Source organism: Serratia sp. CoH_134_PS_4 (genome assembly GCF_058190535.1).
On sequence record NZ_JBXWKI010000015.1, the window covers coordinates 26022 to 43244 of the forward strand.

Here is a 17223-nt window from a genome sequence, read left to right on the forward strand (position 1 = left end):
ATAACACTTATTATCATTTTCATGAATATAGAACAACCTGTTCATACTGTAAATTTGCCTGACGGGGAAGGCTCTATACCGAAAAGCGCTGTTGAGGATGCTGTGACAAAAACAACAATCGACAGCTAGCTCCCATATTCGCGATCAATCACTTATATTTAAATTGAGGGCTGCCTGAATGCCACAGCGGCGGCAGTGTCCTCGATTAACCTGAGGGAGCCATCCATTTTATGCATTTTAAACAAAGCACTGTGGGTCTGTTATTGGCGGGAACCGGTTTGTTGGCGGCGGGCAGCGCACTGGCCGCCACGGATACTCTGGTCTATTGCACCGTGGCCTCACCGGAATCATTCAACCCGCAGCTTTCCAGCTCTGGGACCACCTTTATCGCGACGTCGCAGGTGTTGTACAACCGCCTGCTGACATTGCGTGAAAGCGATAAAACCCCGGCGCCCTCACTGGCGACCGAGTGGACCATCAGCCCGGATGGCAAAACCTACACCTTTACGCTGCGTAAAGGCGTGAAATTCAACAGCAACAAGTTCTTCACCCCCACGCGTGACTTCAACGCCGAGGACGTCGTGTTCACCGTGATGCGTCAAAAAGACCCCAATAATCCGTATCACAAGGTATCCGGCGGCAACTACGAGTACTTTACCGACACCGGGCTGGACACGTTGATCACCAAGGTCGAGGCAGTGGATAACGACCACGTGCGCTTTACGCTGAGCCAGCCTAACGCCGCGTTCCTGGCTGACTGGACAATGGATTTTGCGTCGATCCTTTCCGCCGAATATGCCGACGCCATGCTGAAAAAAGGCACGCCGGAAAATGTCGATAACTGGCCTATCGGCACCGGTCCGTTCGCACTGCAACAGTACAAACAGGACTCACTGATCCGCTACATCGCCAACCCCCATTACTGGCAGGGCGAAGTGGCCAGCAAGCACCTGATTTTTTCCATTACACCCAACCCGGAAACCCGGTTGGCCAAGCTGAAAACCAACGAGTGCCAGATCATCCCTGCTCCGCTGGCGGAGCAATTTGACGCCATCAAGAGCGACAAAAACCTGCAGTTGAACAGTATCGACGGCCTGAACGTCGGCTATCTGGCGTTCAATACCCAGAAGAAGCCGTTTGATAACGTGCTGGTGCGCCAGGCGCTGAGCTACGCGGTAGACAAAAAGGCGATTGTGGCTGCGGTATTTAAAGACAGCGGCACACCGGCCTATTCGATATTGCCGCCGGGCATGCTGGGCTATAACGACAAACTGCCTGAATACGCTTACAACCCGGAAAAAGCCCGTGAACTGCTGAAGCAGGCCGGTTTGGAGAAAGGGTTTGAGACCGACATCTGGTCGATGCCGGTGGCGCGACCTTACAACCCTAATTCACGGCGAATTGCCCAGATGATCCAAAACGACTGGGCGAAAGTGGGTGTGAAAGCCAAAATCGTCACCTGGGAGTGGGGCCAGTACCTGGCCGGGCTGCGCAAAGGGGAACAACAGAGCGCCCTGTACGGCTGGATGTCGGATAACGGCGATCCGGATAACTTCGCTACCCTGCTCAACTGCGCTGGCGTGCAAACCGGTGCCAACGCGGCCCGCTGGTGCGACAGCAGCTATGACAAACTGATCCAGCAGGCGATTCAGGTCAGCGTCTCTGCCGAACGCGCCAAGCTTTATCAGCAAGCGCAGGTGATTTTTGCCCAACAGGCTCCGCTGCTGCCACTGGCTAACGGCAAGGTGTTCTACGCCACCCGCAGCAACGTTAGCGGTTATGTGGTTGACGTTAACGGCAGTGACTTTGCCAAAGCCAAGGTAAACTGAGTGTGACTGCCGCGCCGGATGAAATTCGCATCCGGCGCTTTCCTCGCCTGTAACATTTCGTTACTCTCAGCAGCTAGACGATTTAACATCAAAAGGTAACCCGGTGCAGAACTCTTATATGCCAATGCAGATCCGCCTGCACTGGTTGGTGGCGATCCTGCTGGTCGTGACCTGCACAACGATTGAGCTGAGAGGTTTTACCCTGCCAGGCACCCCGTTATGGTACGTGCTGGTCGTGACCCACTTCAGTTGCGGCGTAACGGTCTTTGTCTTGATGATCGCCCGCCTGTTCCTGCGCTGGCGCCACACCAGCCCCGCTATTGCCCCTAAACCGGCAAAATGGCAAACCGGCGCGGCTCATTTGGTGCATAGCCTGATTTACCTCTTACTGCTGACACTGCCGGTTCTGGGTGTCTATTCCCGCTATCTGGGCGGTAAAGAGTGGTTTCTATTCGGTTTGCCAATGCCCTTTGCCGACGTTGCCGACCGCCCGCAGGCGCGGGCTATCATCGGCTGGCACAAGACGCTCGCCTCTTTTGGCTACTGGCTGATTGGGCTGCATGCCGCCGCTGCGCTGTTCCATCACTACATCGTGAAGGACAACGCGCTGGTGCGGATGCTGCCGTGGTTAAATAAGCGCTAATATCAAATGTTAATAAACCGCCCTGCGGCTGATAGACCCTTGGTTAAAGGGCTGTTTATTACAGAGCGCCTATTCCAGGTAAGAAAATAATCAAAGCAATAATAACCACATGCATACATATCAATTGAAATAATAAATAGCCTCATTAATTAGAGGAAGACCTGATTGCAGGCAAACAGGGCTGATAAATTTACCGTAGAAAAACATAACCCTCTGTAAGAAAATGAGTTATATCAACCCGCCAACTCGACCTTAAATTCAAGATAAAAAATTCTTATATGTCGAGTTGTATCTATTCCAGATTTTGACTAAGGTTATTCATACAACGAATATGCCAGCCAACTGGCCGACAACGTTAAAACAACATTCATTTTATACAGCTTAAAAACGCCAGTTAATTTTCGGGTTAACTCGTCATTTCTCATATCTATATGAGACGACAGAGTGCTGCCTATGACTTTATTAATTAGATCCCACCGACTACACACACAGGAAAGTTAATAGGGCTTTCCATTCATAAAAAGTCAGGAGAAAAGTAATGAAAGTAATGACTGGCATTATTCTACCGACAGTTGCCGCCATCACTATGGTTGGTATGGCACAGGCAGCAGACAGCAAACAACCGGTGACCGGCAAAGAGACGGTCACCCTGGAACACGTTCATGCCGTACAAGAAAATGGCAGCCCTGCACCCAAGCACGATGCCGCCTGTATGAAAGAGCTTTCGATGCCCACATCCAAGTATGTCGGCATGAAAGTCACCAGCGAATACACCGTTAACCCCAGCTCTATGATGATGTCCGCAAAATCTATGCTGCCGTCCCCAATGGCCACGCAGCCGATGGAATTGACGATTGATTTATCGGCACTGGGTCTGGAAGGGGTTTATGCGTTTGGTGCCTTTAAACCCAGCGCTTTACCGCAGGACTATGTTTATTTCACCATCGGCAAAGATTTTAAAAACCCCGTCAGCACCTTTATGATTATTAATAAAGGCAAAGAATATAACTGCGTTATTTCCAGCTCAAACAAAGCGATGAGCAAAGAAGAACGCAAGCATCTTATGGTTAAGAAATAGCGTGGGATATTGATGGGTAATAATGGGGGCGTGGGTGGTGTTTACTGTCCAGCCCCCATATTTGTATCTACTGTTATCATCGCTAAACTTTGCCGAGCTTTGATGCAAAATGCTCGCCCTGCTCAATCCCTGTGCACAGGTTCAGTGTATCTTGAAGGCCATATCTCCGCAGGTGACAGATTCAAAGCCTCGCCAATCAATCGCTCACCCTTCGGCCAATGCCGCGCCAGTGCATTGCCCAAAGTGGAGGAAGCCAGTCCCGCCTCTCTGGACACTGCTGACAACGTTGTTCCCTTCTTCTTTAAAGCAGCAATCACGTCCGCTGGGTGCCAATCACGTTTATCCATCATGCTTAATCCTCCTGGTTATCTGATGGCTTAATTATCCCGTTTTGGGATAATTGCAGCAATGGCAGATATTCGATTTTGGGATATCACTCGCGGAAAACGCCATGACTTCAGTTTATTCAACCGAGTATCAATTAGTTATAAAAATACTTCGGGATGCTCGTATAGAAAAAGGCATAACTCAGGCCAAGCTGGCCGAAGCGCTGGGCCGCCCGCAGTCCTTTATCGCCAAGGTTGAGAACGGCGAACGCAAGCTGGATGTGGTGGAGTTTGCTCTTATCGCCAGGCTGCTTGGGGTGGATGCTGGAGCGGTTATGGAACGGATTGGTGGGCGAATTCATTCGTTGTAATGTTTTAATCGAACCTACAATTTTCATATTACAAATGCGTAAATAGTTGGACTACCCGCTCATAGGACTTCGGCCGCTACGAGCGAGGAGCGGAAGTTCACTTTAAAGGTAACCTAATCCGCATGCCAAAGACTCCTTAAGGAAATTCGTGCGGATATCAGGCACATCTGTGATTCGAAATTAATGCCTTAAATTCATACTTTGGTTAAATTTAAAATTTAATATTCATAAATGTCGTATATATAGTGACGGAAATGGATGTAGATAATTTCTGCTCGCAGTAGTATTTAGCGCTTCAATTAATGCAACATATAGCTTAGTCGTTTTACCTCGCACGAAGCCATGAGTGTAAACTGGCCCATACCCAGGTGCTAAACTCATGGTTTTATGATTGCCATCTAATATCTGTATTTTTGTAAAAAAAAAGTTTTTATCGCAAAATAAACTTAGCTCATCGTGACCGAAAGTTATCACTTTGAAATCGGCATCAAATGGATAGTGCTGTTCTTGAATCTCGAATAATTATTTTTTAAGCAGCGAAACTGTACGGTATAGATGTATCATTTCTATGGAAACATAAGTACTCATTTTATTTGCCATGTACCCCCCACCGGGAGACATAATTGCAATGTCATCACTAAGGGCCGTAATCACATTGGCACCGCTACTTCGCAAGGCATTTCGCTCTTCCGGGGATAATGTCTGCCCTGTCACACCTCTAACTCGACACTGTTCAAGGAGATGTGGCCACTCATCGTATAAGGACTTGAGCAGCTGTTCATCAGAATAGATGAATTGTTTTTCTTCACTGTTATGACCGAACACTCCTAATAAATAAATGTCGTCCTGATCAACCTTTGCAAAAATAGTATTGCCAGTTCTTTCAATGTAGCGCTTATGCTTTCCAGTCTTTTGAGTTGTTTCACCAAGATGGAAATGATGTAAGCCGAAATCATTCAAAAAATCATCATTGAAATTAGCTCTTTCCAAATGATGACTTTGATAGCCGTTAATGTTGCTCCCACATTGCATTTTATTAATGAGCAAAGCAAAGCCATTTATGTTTTTTTCCGGAACAATCAAGGTGCTGTGAAAATGCACATTCCTTTTACGTGGTTCAATAAGCCTTTTATTCATGTTCAAAAGGAGAGATAAGTAGCCGTCAGTAGTTTCTTTAGGAACTTTGAAACCTGCATTAACAAGTTGCTGTTTGCAGATGTCTTCAATTGAACCATACAGACTAATGCAAATATTATTGATCATTGAATGCCTCTTTCCACCTATAGACAACATGTACTGCTTTTACATTCTTCAGTCAAAATTATCAGGTAATCTCTCGATAAAATCATTCATGATTTTTACTCGGCAAGCCTAATTATTGTGCATGCTAATCTGGTCATTTCCAAATCATTAATGTCTGCTCCTGGCACAAAGCCGACTGTCAGAGTAGGTTTCTTTGAGCCTGAAACGATGCCAATTCCGGTATGAACCCGATACAAAAAGGGCGCAGCATGCTGCGCCCCTACATTAAACCTAAACACCGAACCTAACGTTAACTGCGAACCAAATCGTCGCCATAACCGATCCACTTATAGGTGGTCAGTGCGTCCAGGCCCATTGGGCCGCGGGCATGCAGTTTCTGGGTGCTGACGGCCACTTCTGCGCCCAGGCCAAACTGGCCGCCGTCGGTGAAGCGGGTGCTGGCGTTGACGTATACCGCGCTGGAGTCCACCGCACGTACAAAGTGCTCGGCGCTGCTCAGTGAGCGGGTGAGGATCGCGTCGGAGTGGCTGGTGCCGTGGGTACGGATATGGTCGATGGCCTGATCGATGTCATCCACCAGCGCCACGTTCAGGTCCAGCGATAGCCATTCGTCGTCGTAATCTTCCGCCGCTACCGCCACCACCGTTGCCGGGCCGTCTTGCAACAGCGGCATGGCGTTCTCTGCGGCATGGAGAGTGACGCCGACCGCCGCCATTCGGGCGCTCAGCGCCGGCAGGAACTCTGCAGCGATATTGCGGTTCACCAGCAGCGTCTCCAGCGAGTTACAGGCGCTTGGACGTTGGATTTTGGCGTTTTCGATCACCGTCAAGGCTTTATCGAAATCAACGCTGTCGTCAACGTAGGTATGGCAAACACCGATACCGCCGGTGATCACCGGAATCGTCGACTGTTCGCGGCACAGCTTGTGCAGGCCCGCGCCGCCGCGAGGGATCAGCATATCGACGTAGCGATCCAGACGCAGCAGTTCATTCACCAACGCGCGATCCGGGCTTTCAATTGCCTGCACCGCCGCGGCTGGCAGGCCGCACTGTTCCAGCGCCTGCTGGATCACTTTCACCGTCGCCTGGTTGGTGTGGTGCGTTTCTTTACCGCCGCGCAGGATCACCGCGTTACCGGTTTTCAGGCACAGGCTGGCGACGTCAATGGTGACATTCGGCCGCGCTTCATAAATCACGCCAATCACGCCAAGCGGCACGCGGCGACGCTCCAGCTTCAGCCCGCTGTCCAGCAGGCTGCCGTCCAATACGTGGCCGACCGGGTCGTTCAAACGGCACACCTGGCGCACGTCGTTGGCGATCGCCGCCAGCCGCGCCGGGGTCAGCAACAGGCGATCAAGCAGCGCTTCGGTCATCCCGCTAGCGCGTGCCTGTGCCATGTCCTGTTCATTAGCCTGTAAAATCACTTCGCTTTCGGCTTCCAGTCTGTCGGCAATCACCGACAACACCTGATTTTTCTTCGCCGTGCTCAGCACCGCCAGTTGCCAGGAAGCCTGTTTGGCGGCCTTCCCCATTTGCTCTAGCATGCTCACTCCTTAACTGACTATCATATCGTCGCGGTGCACTGCCACCGGGCCGTATTCATAACCGAGAATTTCGCTGATTTCCTGTGAGTGATGTCCGGCAATCATGCGCATCGCGTCGCTGTTGTAGCGGCTGACGCCGTGCGCCAGATCGCGCCCCGCCAGGTTGCGAATGCGGATCACTTCACCACGGGAGAAATCGCCTTTAACTTCGCGGATGCCCTTCGGCAGCAGCGAACTGCCACGCGCCATAATGGCGTCGACGGCACCGTCGTCTACGGTGATCTCGCCGGCCGGTGGTGCACCAAAGATCCAACGTTTGCGGTTTTCCAGCGGGGTTTCCAGCGCATGGAAACGCGTGCCCACCGGTTTGCCTTCAATCACGTCGCCCACGACGCCTGGCTTGCTGCCGGCGGCGATGATCACGTCGATACCGGCGCGGCAGGCCACGTCAGCGGCTTGCAGTTTGGTCCCCATACCGCCGGTACCCAGGCCGGAAACGCTGTCGCCAGCGATGGCGCGCAGTGCGTCGTCGATGCCGTGCACTTCACGGATGAGCTCCGCCTGCGGGTTGTTACGTGGGTCTGCGGTGTATAACCCCTGCTGATCGGTCAGCAACAACAGCTTATCGGCCCCGGCGAGGATCGCCGCCAATGCCGACAGATTATCGTTGTCGCCCACCTTGATTTCTGCGGTCGCGACCGCGTCATTCTCATTGATTACCGGCACGATACGGTTGTCCAGCAGCGCCGTCATGGTGTCGCGTGCGTTGAGGAAGCGTTCACGGTCTTCCAGATCGGCACGCGTCAGCAGCATCTGCCCGACGTGGATACCGTAAATAGAAAACAGTTGTTCCCAAAGTTGGATCAACCGGCTCTGCCCAACCGCCGCCAGCAGCTGCTTGGAGGCGATAGTGGCGGGGAGTTCGGGGTAACCCAAATGCTCGCGCCCGGCGGCAATCGCGCCGGAAGTCACGATAACGATGCGGTGACCCGCTGCATGCTGTTGTGCGCACTGGCGTACCAGTTCGACAATATGGGCACGGTTAAGACGCAGCGATCCGCCGGTCAACACGCTGGTGCCCAATTTCACAACCAGTGTCTGGCTGCCGTTCATAGTGTTTCTGCCGTATAAGATGAGAAGAATAATACTAGGGACTTTGTAACAGGAGAGACGCGTTATGCCAACAGGCACAACGCGAAATCAGCAGAATACTTGTGGTCAAACGGGGTCAGGCGGAAAGTTTAATCAGTTTTTCTTTGAAATCAGCGGCGGGCTCTAACGTCAGTTCCATTGTGTTCAGCAGTTCGCCCAGGCGGCGGTGGAAATCACGCAGGGTAGTTTCCAGCTTGGTTTTGACTTCAGTATCTTTAATCTTTTCCGGCGTCCAATGCCCTTCTTTATCAAACAGGCCGAACTGATAGGCATAGGTGAAGCGCGTATCTTCAGCATGCAGTTCGATCCACCAGCCCCAAAACTCGCGTTTCTCTGGTGCGGGCTTAACATTGACGCAAACGGCTAAACAATCAAAGAAAAAACGGTCGTTCTCACACTGCCCTTCACGCAGATACGGCCCCAAGCTGGCGAAACGTTTCATTAGTCGGCTTTTAGGGTGACCACTCGGTAACGTCATTCTTTAACCTCCTCAATGTAGACCACTCTTTTTAACAAATTGTTAAAATTTAGCAACTATTTAACGCATTTTATCTTTCATCCAATGTGTCATCTGTAGCAATGCCTTGTGGAAACTGCTGTAGACAGGCGCGCGCGGTATGGCGATCAGCTTGCCGTCCATAGAAGACGACGCGATCAGTTGCGCTTCCTCTTTCGGGCTGAGGGGATCTTGATCCCAGTAACCGGCCAACATCGGCGTCGGACAGCGGCGGCCCAACAATCCCTGGGTTTTCAGCGAATAACTGTTCAGCTCAATCTTCAACACGTTATCCGACGCGTTGGCCATGCCCATGCGGCTGGCCAGCACGTCCATATACATATCCGGCACGTGTCGCTGCGTGTTGATGTCGCACAACAAGCGGTGCACCACCGGCCCCAGACAAGCCACACCCCGCAGCCGCTGCGGCTCCAGGTAGGCAAGACGGACGGCGACGTTGGCGCCGAAACGGAAGCCAAACGCCGTCACCCGCTGATGATCAACCCACGGCACCGAGGCCAGTTGAGTGAGCACCTGCTGGTGCAGGAAGCTGGAATCTTGCGTGAGTTTCCACTTATAAGAAGAACCGATAGAAGGCATATCAATGGTCAGCATGGCAATGCCATGCGGTGCCAGATAGTCGCGGAAAAAGCGGTGATAATCGGTCTGTAACGTGTCCAAACTGCCGCACATCAGTACCGTTGGGAACGGCGCTTCGCCTTTCTCTGGCATATGCAGGAACCCGGTGATACTGCTGCCGCCCTCAATGCGGAACTCCAGCTCTTTCAACTGGTACGGCAGTAACAGCGCGGCCTCTTCGTAGGCCCGGCAAGATAGCGCTTCAGCCTGTTCGGCCAGCTCATCCCCTTTCAGGTGCGGGTAACCGGCGATGCTGTAAAAATTGGCGGCGTTCAGCCAGTGCTGCCCACCGATCAGGGGATCTTGCTGTTCCAGCGCGCTCTGCTGCCAGCGCATGCCCTGGTGTACCCACTCGTAGATCCAGTTGCCGTTACGGTAACCGACCACGGTATCGAGCCACTTGTCGTTGGTGTGTTCCACATCTGCGACCGCAATGCGCGCCAGCACTTCGTTGATCTCGATCGGATCGACACCGCGCCAGGTCCACAGTAGGGGGTTAAGCATGCGATACCAGTTACTGACGGTATTGCCTTCTAGCGTGGAATGCAGCTCTGCACTGACTTTGTTGCGCGCACGCATGACCAGTGTCGAGGTCTCTGGGTGCTTAAATGAGGGTTTAAACAGGATTTCAGAAAGGTTGGCCTGTGCCATGGTAACAACAGCCTCCGTAAATCTGGCCGTAGGCCGCAAACAGCCTACTAATTAACTCGAGGTAGTGTACCGAACTCTGGCGCGATATACCCGTCATACTTGAAGCGACATCTGTGTCGGCCCCGCTCGCTTGCTGCCTTGATGCACACCCCATGGCCCAGTGGCGAATTCAGAAACAAAAACGCCCGGCAGAGCCGGGCGTTTTCACGAATCAGTGTGGCGAACTTAACGGCCGCCGATCGGTGGCACGAAGGTCACCGCCATGTCCCATGGCTGTTCGATCCAGGTGTCTTGCGGGATATCAACCACATAGTCATCCACCAGTGGGCGACCCGCCGGCTTGGCGAAGATGGTGACGAAATGCGCTTTCGGGTACATATCACGGATCGCTTTCGCGGTGCCGCCGGTATCCACCAGATCGTCGATCACGATAAAGCCTTCGCCGTCGCCTTCCGCACGCTTGAGCACTTTCATTTCGCGTTGGTTGTCATGGTCATAGCTGGAAATGCAGACGGTATCCACGTGCCGAATACCCAACTCACGGGCCAGTAAGGCTGCCGGCACCAGGCCGCCGCGGCTTACGGCAATAATGCCTGTCCATTGGTCAGCAGGCAGCAGGCGGTGAGCCAGTTTGCGCGCTTGCATTTGCAGCATATCCCAGGTAACAACGTATTTTTCGCTCATAGAATGGTGTCCCAGCCAGCAGTGGTGCGGCTTACTCAGTAATCAGGGGAAAAAAGGTTGCGCGAGATTATAAAGACTGGGCGCACCAAATACCAGTTGAACCGTGGAATTCATAAGTAATTCGTCTGGTGATTGATGCTGAATAAATGAGCAATGACGCGTCAAACGAGTGTGATCAAGCGCTTAAACAGCGCAATACGGTACGGGCACCGTCCGGAATAAAGTGATATTCTCTGGAGATCGTGCCAAAGCCGCACAGATGCCCCTAACCCTAACCGAGCGGCATTCCCGCCTTGCCGAGAATGCTGTTACAGGAGACTTATAGTGTCTGAATTGTCTCAACTTTCACCACAGCCGCTGTGGGATATTTTTGCCAAAATCTGCTCTATTCCGCATCCTTCTTATCATGAAGAAGCGCTGGCACAGCACATCCTCGAGTGGGCGAAAGAGAAACACCTGCACGCCGAACGTGACCATGTAGGCAACATTCTGCTGCGTAAACCTGCCACCAAAGGCATGGAAAACCGCAAGCCCGTCGCCCTGCAGGCGCACCTGGATATGGTGCCACAGAAGAATAACGACACGGTGCACGACTTCACCAAGGATCCGATTCAGCCGTACATTGACGGCGAGTGGATTAAAGCACGCGGTACCACGCTGGGTGCCGACAACGGTATCGGTATGGCTTCTGCCCTGGCAGTGCTGGCCGACGACAGCGTTGAGCACGGCCCGCTGGAAGTGCTGCTGACCATGACCGAAGAAGCCGGTATGGACGGCGCGTTCGGGCTGCAAGCTAACTGGCTGCAAGCGGATATCCTGATCAACACCGACTCCGAAGAAGAAGGCGAGATCTACATGGGCTGCGCCGGTGGTATTGATTTCATCACCACCCTGCCACTGCAGCGCGAAGCCGTACCTGCCGGTTATCAGACCCTGAAGCTGACGATCAAGGGCCTGAAAGGCGGTCACTCCGGTGCCGATATCCACGTGGGTCTGGGCAACGCCAACAAACTGCTGGCACGCTTCCTGTTTGATCATACCGCTGAGTTGAGCCTGCGCCTGCTGGATCTGAACGGCGGTACCCTGCGCAATGCTATCCCGCGTGAAGCCTCTGCAGTGGTTGCCGTACCGGCCGAAAAAGCCGATGCCTTGAAAGCGCTGACCCAGGCGTTTCTGGCAACCTTGCAAAACGAACTGGCCGCGAAAGAGAAAAACATTACCGTGCTGTTGGAGCCAACCACCAGTGCATCTCAGGCAATGACCGCCGACTGCCAACAGCGTTTCGTCGCGCTGCTTAATGGCACGCCAAACGGCGTGATCCGCATGAGCGACGCGGTCAAAGGCGTGGTAGAAACCTCATTGAACGTGGGCGTGGTCACCACCAACGACAGCGAAGCAGAAATCATCTGCCTGATCCGTTCACTGATCGACAGTGGCAAAGATTATGTGGTGGGTATGCTGACCGCTCTGGGCCAATTGGCTAACGCCAAAGTGGCACCAAAAGGGGGCTACCCGGGCTGGCAGCCAGATGCTGACTCACCGGTCATGCACCTGGTGCGTGAGATCTACCAGGATCTGTTTAACAAGACGCCAAACATCATGGTGATCCACGCCGGTCTGGAATGCGGCCTGTTCAAAAAGCCGTATCCAAATATGGATATGGTATCAATTGGGCCAACCATTACCGGGCCACACTCGCCGGATGAACAAGTGCATATCGAAAGCGTGGGCCTGTACTGGAAGCTGCTGACCGCACTGTTGAAGGCTATCCCGGAGCGCGCGTAATCTGCCGGGTTCGGCACGCTGAACCCCAAAAATGACCGAGCCGTTTACATAAAGGCGCAATCTTGCATTGCGCCTTTATTATTCCCACGGCAGCAGCAGCTGACGCTCCAGTTGCGGGTCCAACAGCGTCACGTGCAAGCCGACCAGCCGCACCCCACGTCCTTCACGCCGCTCGCGCCATGCCTGCCGTGCCACGTTGATCAAGTCGTCTTTATTGAGCACCGGCCAGACGTGTTCCTGCGTCGTTTGCTGGAAATCCTGGAACTTCAGCTTCACCCCTTGGCGGGCAATGTGCAGATCCGGTTTCACTTTACGCAACCGCGTCTCCAGCTCGGGATAGAGCTTATCGACGATCAAGGTTTCACACTCCTCCCAGTCATGGATATCTTCCGCCAGCGTACGCTCCACCCCCACCGACTTACGCAGCCTTTCTGGCGAAACCTCACGCAGATCTATCCCCTGGCAGCGCTCCCACAGCACACGGCCAAACTTGCCGAAGCGCTTTAACAGAGCAGCAAGATCGTACTGTTGCACGTCTGCGCAGGTGATCAGCCCCACCTCTTCCAACCGTTTTGCGGTCACCTTCCCCACGCCGGGGATTTTGCTCAGCGGCAGTTGCTGTAAAAATGCCGGCACCTGTGCCGGCGTGATGACGTATTGGCCATTCGGCTTATTGAGCTCTGAAGCAATCTTGGCGAGGAACTTGATGGGGGCAATACCGGCAGACGCGGTGAGGTTTAGCTCATCGGAAATAGCCTGACGGATTTGCTGGGCGATCAGCGTCGCCGAACCGTTGCACTGGGTGCAGTCGGTCACATCCAGATAGGCTTCATCCAGGGATAACGGTTCAATCAGCGGGGTGTAGCGCGCAAATATTTCGCGGATGTGTTGCGAGGCTTCTTTATAGGCAGCCATACGGCCTGGCAGCAGTTTAAGATGCGGGCAAAGCTTGAGTGCCATCGCTGTCGACATCGCGCTGTGCACACCATAACGACGCGCAGGATAATTGGCGGTGCTGATCACCCCGCGCCGATCGGCACTGCCGCCGATCGCCAGCGGAATCTCACGCAAACTGGGATCGTCGCGCATTTCTACCGCTGCGAAGAAGCAGTCCATATCGACATGAATGATTTTACGCATTGCGCCTCCAATAACACTGTATAAGTATACAGGCAAAAAGAGAAAGCTCAAGCCTCGGTTCAGTTCGAAGAAAACAGGGTTTCAACCAATTATCTTCGACTTGTTAAAAAAGCGTAATTTTTCAATAGTACGCTGTGAAAATTAATCCCCCCAGTGACTGACAACCATAACGCCTCGCACAGGATGGTGCCCTACATGAAAACATTATCTGTCTATTTGTTGGCTTCTGCTTTATCTCTGATATCCATTGCCGCTCAGGCCGCCCCTGCCATTATTGCGCACCGGGGTGGCACCGCCGACGCGCCTGAAAACACCCGCGTCGCTATAGAAACGGCACTGAAAAACGGCGCAGACGCCATTTGGATCACCTTACAGGAATCCAAAGACGGCGCGATCGTGCTGTATCGCCCTTCTGATCTGAAAGCGCTGACCAACGAACAGGGATTGGTTTCCGCCTTTACCGCCGCGCAGTTGGCAAAAGTCGATGCCGGTTGGTCATTCACCCAAGGCGAGGCACACCCGTTCCGCGGAAAAGGCATTGGCATTCCAAGGTTGGATGAGATTCTGGCGGCGTTCCCCAAGGTCAACTTCTATCTGGATATCAAGTCGCCGGACGCAGACCCTGTTCAATTCGGCAAAGCCCTGTTGGCGACATTGGAGAAAACCAACAGCCTGGACCGCACCCGCGTGTATTCCACCGATGCCAACTATCTGCAGGCGCTACCGAAAGCCATCAAACGTTTTGAGACGCGCGATGAAACCCGCGACCTGCTGGCAAATATCAGCCTGTCACATCAGTGCGAGCTGAAACCCGATAATCAGCAACCGCGCTGGTACGGGTTGGAACTGAAACGAGAAGTGGAAGTCGTGGAGAAATTTACGCTGGGTGAAGCGCGTTCCAAGGCGTTTTTGACCTGGGATAAAGAGTCGATCGACTGCTTCCGTTCGCAGGGGCCTGCACACATTATTCTGTTCGGCATTAACTCACCGGCGGAATACCAACAGGCGCTGGCGTTGGGTGTAGACGGCGTGATGGTCAACTCACCGGCCGAGGCGAAAAGCTTTCGCCAAGCCAAATAACAGATAGCGAAAGGGGCGCTGCATGCGCCCCTTGTATTCAAATAATCCGGTGCTTGTCCAACTGCTTCTGACGCATCGCCTCTTTCTCCAGACGCTTCTTGCGTGCATCGCAAGGTTCAGGGCAATCACACACTTTATCCATCCCCAGCGCGGTAATCCCCCCACAGCTGCCTTGCAGGCTTTTGCGTTTGAACACGTAGCCCAATGACATCCCGCCGACAATCAGCAGAAACAACACGAAGCTGGCGATAAATACGGTCAACATAGCGACCTCACGAGTTATTGTTCAAATAGGGTTTAAACGCATCGGAGTAGCGCTCTTCAAAGCCAGTCGCGGTTTTCACAATCATAAACACCGGGATCCCCATCAGGTTCGCCAGCGCCATGCCGCGTTCCGGCCCCAAAACGTTCAGCCCGGTCGACAAACCATCGGCAGCCATACAGGTAGGGCTTAACACCGTGACCGACACTAAATGGTGATGGATCGGCCGGCCGGTGATGGGATCTATCGTATGCGAATAGCGCACGCCGCCCTGCTCGAAGTAGTTGCGGTAATCGCCCGAGGTGGCGATCGACATCTCACCCGGTTGGATCACCAGTTGCGCTTTCTGCTCCATGCCGGCGGTTGGTCGCTCAATGGCAATACGCCATGGTTTTTTCTCGCCGTTATGGCCACGGGTGCGCACCTCGCCGCCAATATCCACCATGTAGTTTTTAACCTGCTGCGATTGCAGATATTGGGCAATCACATCCACACCATAGCCTTTCGCGATCGAAGAGAGATCCACATATAGCTCTGGAATGCGCTTAACCAACGCATTGCCCTGCACCGACAGCTTGTCGATCCCCGTCCAGGCGCGACGTTGTTCCAGTGCCGCAGCACTCGGTACCTTTTCCGGTCGCCCTTCTGGCCCGAACCCCCACAGATTGACCAACGGCCCGACGGTCACGTCCAGCGCGCCATCGGTGACGCGGTTAATCCGTAGCGCTTCCAGCACCACTTCGGTCGTCGCGGCAGAGACCGGGAAAGGCTTATCCACGACGCGGCTGGCATTGAAGCGGCTCAGTTCGGAATTCGGCCGGTAGGTAGACATTTGATCGTTGACCAACTCTAACCGCTTGTCGATCTCCGCCTGTATTTTAGCGGCAGACGGCGTGTCGTCGCCGGTAACATAGCGGATCGAATAAGACGTCCCCATGGTTTTACCGTCGAGATTCACCTGCTCCGGCCCGCAGCCAGTCAATAACAGGGTGGCGCTCAGCGCCACCGTCGTTATTAACCCCTTCATTGCCCATCCACGCATTTAGCCACCAAAGTCATCGAGCATGATATTTTCGTCTTCGACACCCAGATCTTTCAACATCTTGATCACCGCAGCGTTCATCATTGGCGGACCGCACATGTAGAATTCGCAATCTTCCGGCGCAGGGTGATTCCGCAGATAGTTTTCCAACAGAACATTATGGATAAAGCCGGTGTAACCCGTCCAGTTATCCTCCGGCTGCGGATCGGAAAGTGCCACGTGCCAGGTGAAGTTCTCGTTCTCTTCCTGCAACCGATTGAAATCGTCCTCATAGAACATTTCACGCAGTGAACGCGCACCGTACCAGAAGGTAATTTTGCGCTTCGACTTCAGACGATTGAGCTGGTCAAAGATATGCGAACGCATCGGTGCCATACCCGCACCGCCACCGATGAAGATCATTTCTGCGTCGGTGTCCTTGGCGAAGAACTCGCCGAACGGCCCGGAAATGGTCACCTTGTCACCGGCCTTCAACGACCAAATGTAGGAAGACATGATGCCCGGTGGCACGTCCGGATCGCGCGGTGGTGGCGTGGCGATACGCACGTTGAGCATGATGATGCCCTTTTCATCCGGGTAGTTCGCCATCGAGTAGGCACGCACGGTGGTTTCATTCACCACCGAACGGTAGCGGAACAGGTTGAACTTGTCCCAGTCGCCACGGTACTCGTCCGGTACGTCAAAATCGGCGTAGCTGATGTCGTGTGCCGGCGCTTCAATCTGGATAAACCCACCTGCGCGGAACGGCACGTCTTCACCGTCAGGAATTTTCAGCTTCAGCTCTTTGATAAAGGTGGCTTTGTTATCATTGGAGATAACCTCGCACTCCCATTTCTTCACGCCGAAGATCTCTTCCGGTAACTCGATTTTCAGGTTCTGCTTCACATTCACCTGACAGGCCAATCGACAGCCTTCTTTCGCTTCACGCTTGTTGATGTGTGACAGCTCGGTCGGCAGGATATCGCCGCCGCCCTCTTTGATCACGACACGACACTGGCCGCAAGATCCCCCGCCGCCACAAGCGGACGAAACGAAGATCCCCTGGCTGGAGAGCATATTCAGCAGCTTGTCACCCGCCGGAGCGGTAAAGCTTTTGTCCAGATCGCCGTTAACTTCCACCGCGATGTCACCGGTGTTCACCAGTTTTGATTTGGCGAACAGGATGAGCAGCACCAGCACCATGACGATGCCGGTAAACATCGCGACGCCTAAAATAATTTCCATATCTTCTTCCCGCCT

17 protein-coding genes are annotated in these 17223 nt (G+C 53.2%); 6 read left to right on the forward strand and 11 right to left on the reverse strand.

Features of this window, described 5'->3' with window-relative positions; translation table 11 throughout:
• The first annotated feature begins 230 nt into the window (after positions 1-230).
• From AC2FCQ_RS20140 to AC2FCQ_RS20150, 3 genes are all read left to right on the forward strand, one after another.
• Positions 231-1829, forward strand: a complete 1599-nt coding sequence (locus AC2FCQ_RS20140; protein WP_490308948.1) for an ABC transporter substrate-binding protein — start codon at positions 231-233, stop codon at positions 1827-1829.
• Positions 1830-1947: 118 nt separating this feature from the next.
• Complete coding sequence (gene cybB / locus AC2FCQ_RS20145; protein WP_209636924.1) at positions 1948-2472, forward strand: cytochrome b561; 525 nt, start codon at positions 1948-1950, stop codon at positions 2470-2472.
• 538 nt (positions 2473-3010) lie between these two features.
• Positions 3011-3550 carry a hypothetical protein gene (locus tag AC2FCQ_RS20150; RefSeq protein WP_209636736.1) on the forward strand — a complete coding sequence of 180 codons (540 nt, stop codon included), beginning with the start codon at positions 3011-3013 and terminating at the stop codon, positions 3548-3550.
• A gap of 122 nt (positions 3551-3672) precedes the next feature.
• Here the strand turns inward: AC2FCQ_RS20150 and AC2FCQ_RS20155 are convergent, their stop codons facing one another.
• Positions 3673-3897 (reverse strand): helix-turn-helix domain-containing protein, encoded by a 225-nt coding sequence (locus tag AC2FCQ_RS20155; RefSeq protein WP_265554887.1) that lies wholly within the window; start codon positions 3895-3897, stop codon positions 3673-3675.
• Between the two features lie 104 nt (positions 3898-4001).
• On the opposite strand from AC2FCQ_RS20155, the gene AC2FCQ_RS20160 reads away from it, so the two are divergent.
• Positions 4002-4247 carry a helix-turn-helix domain-containing protein gene (locus AC2FCQ_RS20160; protein WP_490308947.1) on the forward strand — a complete coding sequence of 82 codons (246 nt, stop codon included), beginning with the start codon at positions 4002-4004 and terminating at the stop codon, positions 4245-4247.
• 522 nt (positions 4248-4769) lie between these two features.
• Here the strand turns inward: AC2FCQ_RS20160 and AC2FCQ_RS20165 are convergent.
• From AC2FCQ_RS20165 to gpt, 6 genes are all read right to left on the reverse strand, one after another.
• Positions 4770-5510 carry a hypothetical protein gene (locus AC2FCQ_RS20165; protein WP_490308946.1) on the reverse strand — a complete coding sequence of 247 codons (741 nt, stop codon included), beginning with the start codon at positions 5508-5510 and terminating at the stop codon, positions 4770-4772.
• 289 nt (positions 5511-5799) lie between these two features.
• Complete coding sequence (gene proA, locus AC2FCQ_RS20170; protein ID WP_490308944.1) at positions 5800-7053, reverse strand: glutamate-5-semialdehyde dehydrogenase; 1254 nt, start codon at positions 7051-7053, stop codon at positions 5800-5802.
• A 9-nt stretch (positions 7054-7062) separates the two neighbouring features.
• Complete coding sequence (gene proB / locus AC2FCQ_RS20175; RefSeq protein ID WP_182824943.1) at positions 7063-8166, reverse strand: glutamate 5-kinase; 1104 nt, start codon at positions 8164-8166, stop codon at positions 7063-7065.
• A gap of 115 nt (positions 8167-8281) precedes the next feature.
• Entirely contained in the window at positions 8282-8683 is a 402-nt protein-coding gene (gene crl / locus AC2FCQ_RS20180; RefSeq protein WP_209636745.1) for a sigma factor-binding protein Crl, read from the reverse strand.
• 60 nt (positions 8684-8743) lie between these two features.
• A complete protein-coding gene (gene frsA, locus AC2FCQ_RS20185; RefSeq protein WP_209636748.1) occupies positions 8744-9991 on the reverse strand; it encodes an esterase FrsA in 1248 nt (415 codons plus the stop codon).
• A gap of 225 nt (positions 9992-10216) precedes the next feature.
• Complete coding sequence (gene gpt / locus AC2FCQ_RS20190) at positions 10217-10675, reverse strand: xanthine phosphoribosyltransferase (RefSeq protein ID WP_209636750.1); 459 nt, start codon at positions 10673-10675, stop codon at positions 10217-10219.
• A 324-nt stretch (positions 10676-10999) separates the two neighbouring features.
• Between gpt and pepD the strand changes: the two genes are divergently transcribed.
• A complete protein-coding gene (gene pepD, locus AC2FCQ_RS20195) occupies positions 11000-12460 on the forward strand; it encodes a beta-Ala-His dipeptidase (RefSeq protein ID WP_404760217.1) in 1461 nt (486 codons plus the stop codon).
• A gap of 78 nt (positions 12461-12538) precedes the next feature.
• On the opposite strand, the gene dinB is transcribed toward pepD, so the two are convergent.
• Positions 12539-13600, reverse strand: a complete 1062-nt coding sequence (gene dinB / locus AC2FCQ_RS20200; RefSeq protein ID WP_490308943.1) for a DNA polymerase IV — start codon at positions 13598-13600, stop codon at positions 12539-12541.
• 195 nt (positions 13601-13795) lie between these two features.
• Between dinB and AC2FCQ_RS20205 the strand changes: the two genes are divergently transcribed.
• Positions 13796-14680, forward strand: a complete 885-nt coding sequence (locus tag AC2FCQ_RS20205; RefSeq protein ID WP_490308942.1) for a glycerophosphodiester phosphodiesterase family protein — start codon at positions 13796-13798, stop codon at positions 14678-14680.
• A gap of 37 nt (positions 14681-14717) precedes the next feature.
• Here the strand turns inward: AC2FCQ_RS20205 and nqrM are convergent, their stop codons facing one another.
• Genes nqrM through nqrF form a run of 3 tightly spaced genes read right to left on the reverse strand, consistent with a single transcriptional unit; the run spans position 14718 to position 17208 of the window.
• Complete coding sequence (gene nqrM, locus AC2FCQ_RS20210; protein ID WP_209636763.1) at positions 14718-14945, reverse strand: (Na+)-NQR maturation NqrM; 228 nt, start codon at positions 14943-14945, stop codon at positions 14718-14720.
• A gap of 7 nt (positions 14946-14952) precedes the next feature.
• A complete protein-coding gene (locus AC2FCQ_RS20215; RefSeq protein WP_209636765.1) occupies positions 14953-15984 on the reverse strand; it encodes an FAD:protein FMN transferase in 1032 nt (343 codons plus the stop codon).
• Positions 15985-17208: an NADH:ubiquinone reductase (Na(+)-transporting) subunit F gene (gene nqrF, locus AC2FCQ_RS20220; protein WP_037423058.1), complete on the reverse strand. Its 1224-nt coding sequence runs from the start codon at positions 17206-17208 to the stop codon at positions 15985-15987.
• Positions 17209-17223: the final 15 nt, after the last annotated feature.

Bases quoted from the DNA above. Each gene is read 5' to 3' on its own strand.
- AC2FCQ_RS20140 (WP_490308948.1), top strand. From the start codon at position 231: ATGCATTTTAAACAAAGCACTGTGGGTCTGTTATTGGCGGGAACCGGT.
- cybB (WP_209636924.1), top strand. From the start codon at position 1,948: ATGCCAATGCAGATCCGCCTGCACTGGTTGGTGGCGATCCTGCTGGTC.
- AC2FCQ_RS20150 (WP_209636736.1), top strand. From the start codon at position 3,011: ATGAAAGTAATGACTGGCATTATTCTACCGACAGTTGCCGCCATCACT.
- AC2FCQ_RS20155 (WP_265554887.1), bottom strand. From the start codon at position 3,897: ATGGATAAACGTGATTGGCACCCAGCGGACGTGATTGCTGCTTTAAAG.
- AC2FCQ_RS20160 (WP_490308947.1), top strand. From the start codon at position 4,002: ATGACTTCAGTTTATTCAACCGAGTATCAATTAGTTATAAAAATACTT.
- AC2FCQ_RS20165 (WP_490308946.1), bottom strand. From the start codon at position 5,510: ATGATCAATAATATTTGCATTAGTCTGTATGGTTCAATTGAAGACATC.
- proA (WP_490308944.1), bottom strand. From the start codon at position 7,053: ATGCTAGAGCAAATGGGGAAGGCCGCCAAACAGGCTTCCTGGCAACTG.
- proB (WP_182824943.1), bottom strand. From the start codon at position 8,166: ATGAACGGCAGCCAGACACTGGTTGTGAAATTGGGCACCAGCGTGTTG.
- crl (WP_209636745.1), bottom strand. From the start codon at position 8,683: ATGACGTTACCGAGTGGTCACCCTAAAAGCCGACTAATGAAACGTTTC.
- frsA (WP_209636748.1), bottom strand. From the start codon at position 9,991: ATGGCACAGGCCAACCTTTCTGAAATCCTGTTTAAACCCTCATTTAAG.
- gpt (WP_209636750.1), bottom strand. From the start codon at position 10,675: ATGAGCGAAAAATACGTTGTTACCTGGGATATGCTGCAAATGCAAGCG.
- dinB (WP_490308943.1), bottom strand. From the start codon at position 13,600: ATGCGTAAAATCATTCATGTCGATATGGACTGCTTCTTCGCAGCGGTA.
- AC2FCQ_RS20205 (WP_490308942.1), top strand. From the start codon at position 13,796: ATGAAAACATTATCTGTCTATTTGTTGGCTTCTGCTTTATCTCTGATA.
- nqrM (WP_209636763.1), bottom strand. From the start codon at position 14,945: ATGTTGACCGTATTTATCGCCAGCTTCGTGTTGTTTCTGCTGATTGTC.
- AC2FCQ_RS20215 (WP_209636765.1), bottom strand. From the start codon at position 15,984: ATGCGTGGATGGGCAATGAAGGGGTTAATAACGACGGTGGCGCTGAGC.
- nqrF (WP_037423058.1), bottom strand. From the start codon at position 17,208: ATGGAAATTATTTTAGGCGTCGCGATGTTTACCGGCATCGTCATGGTG.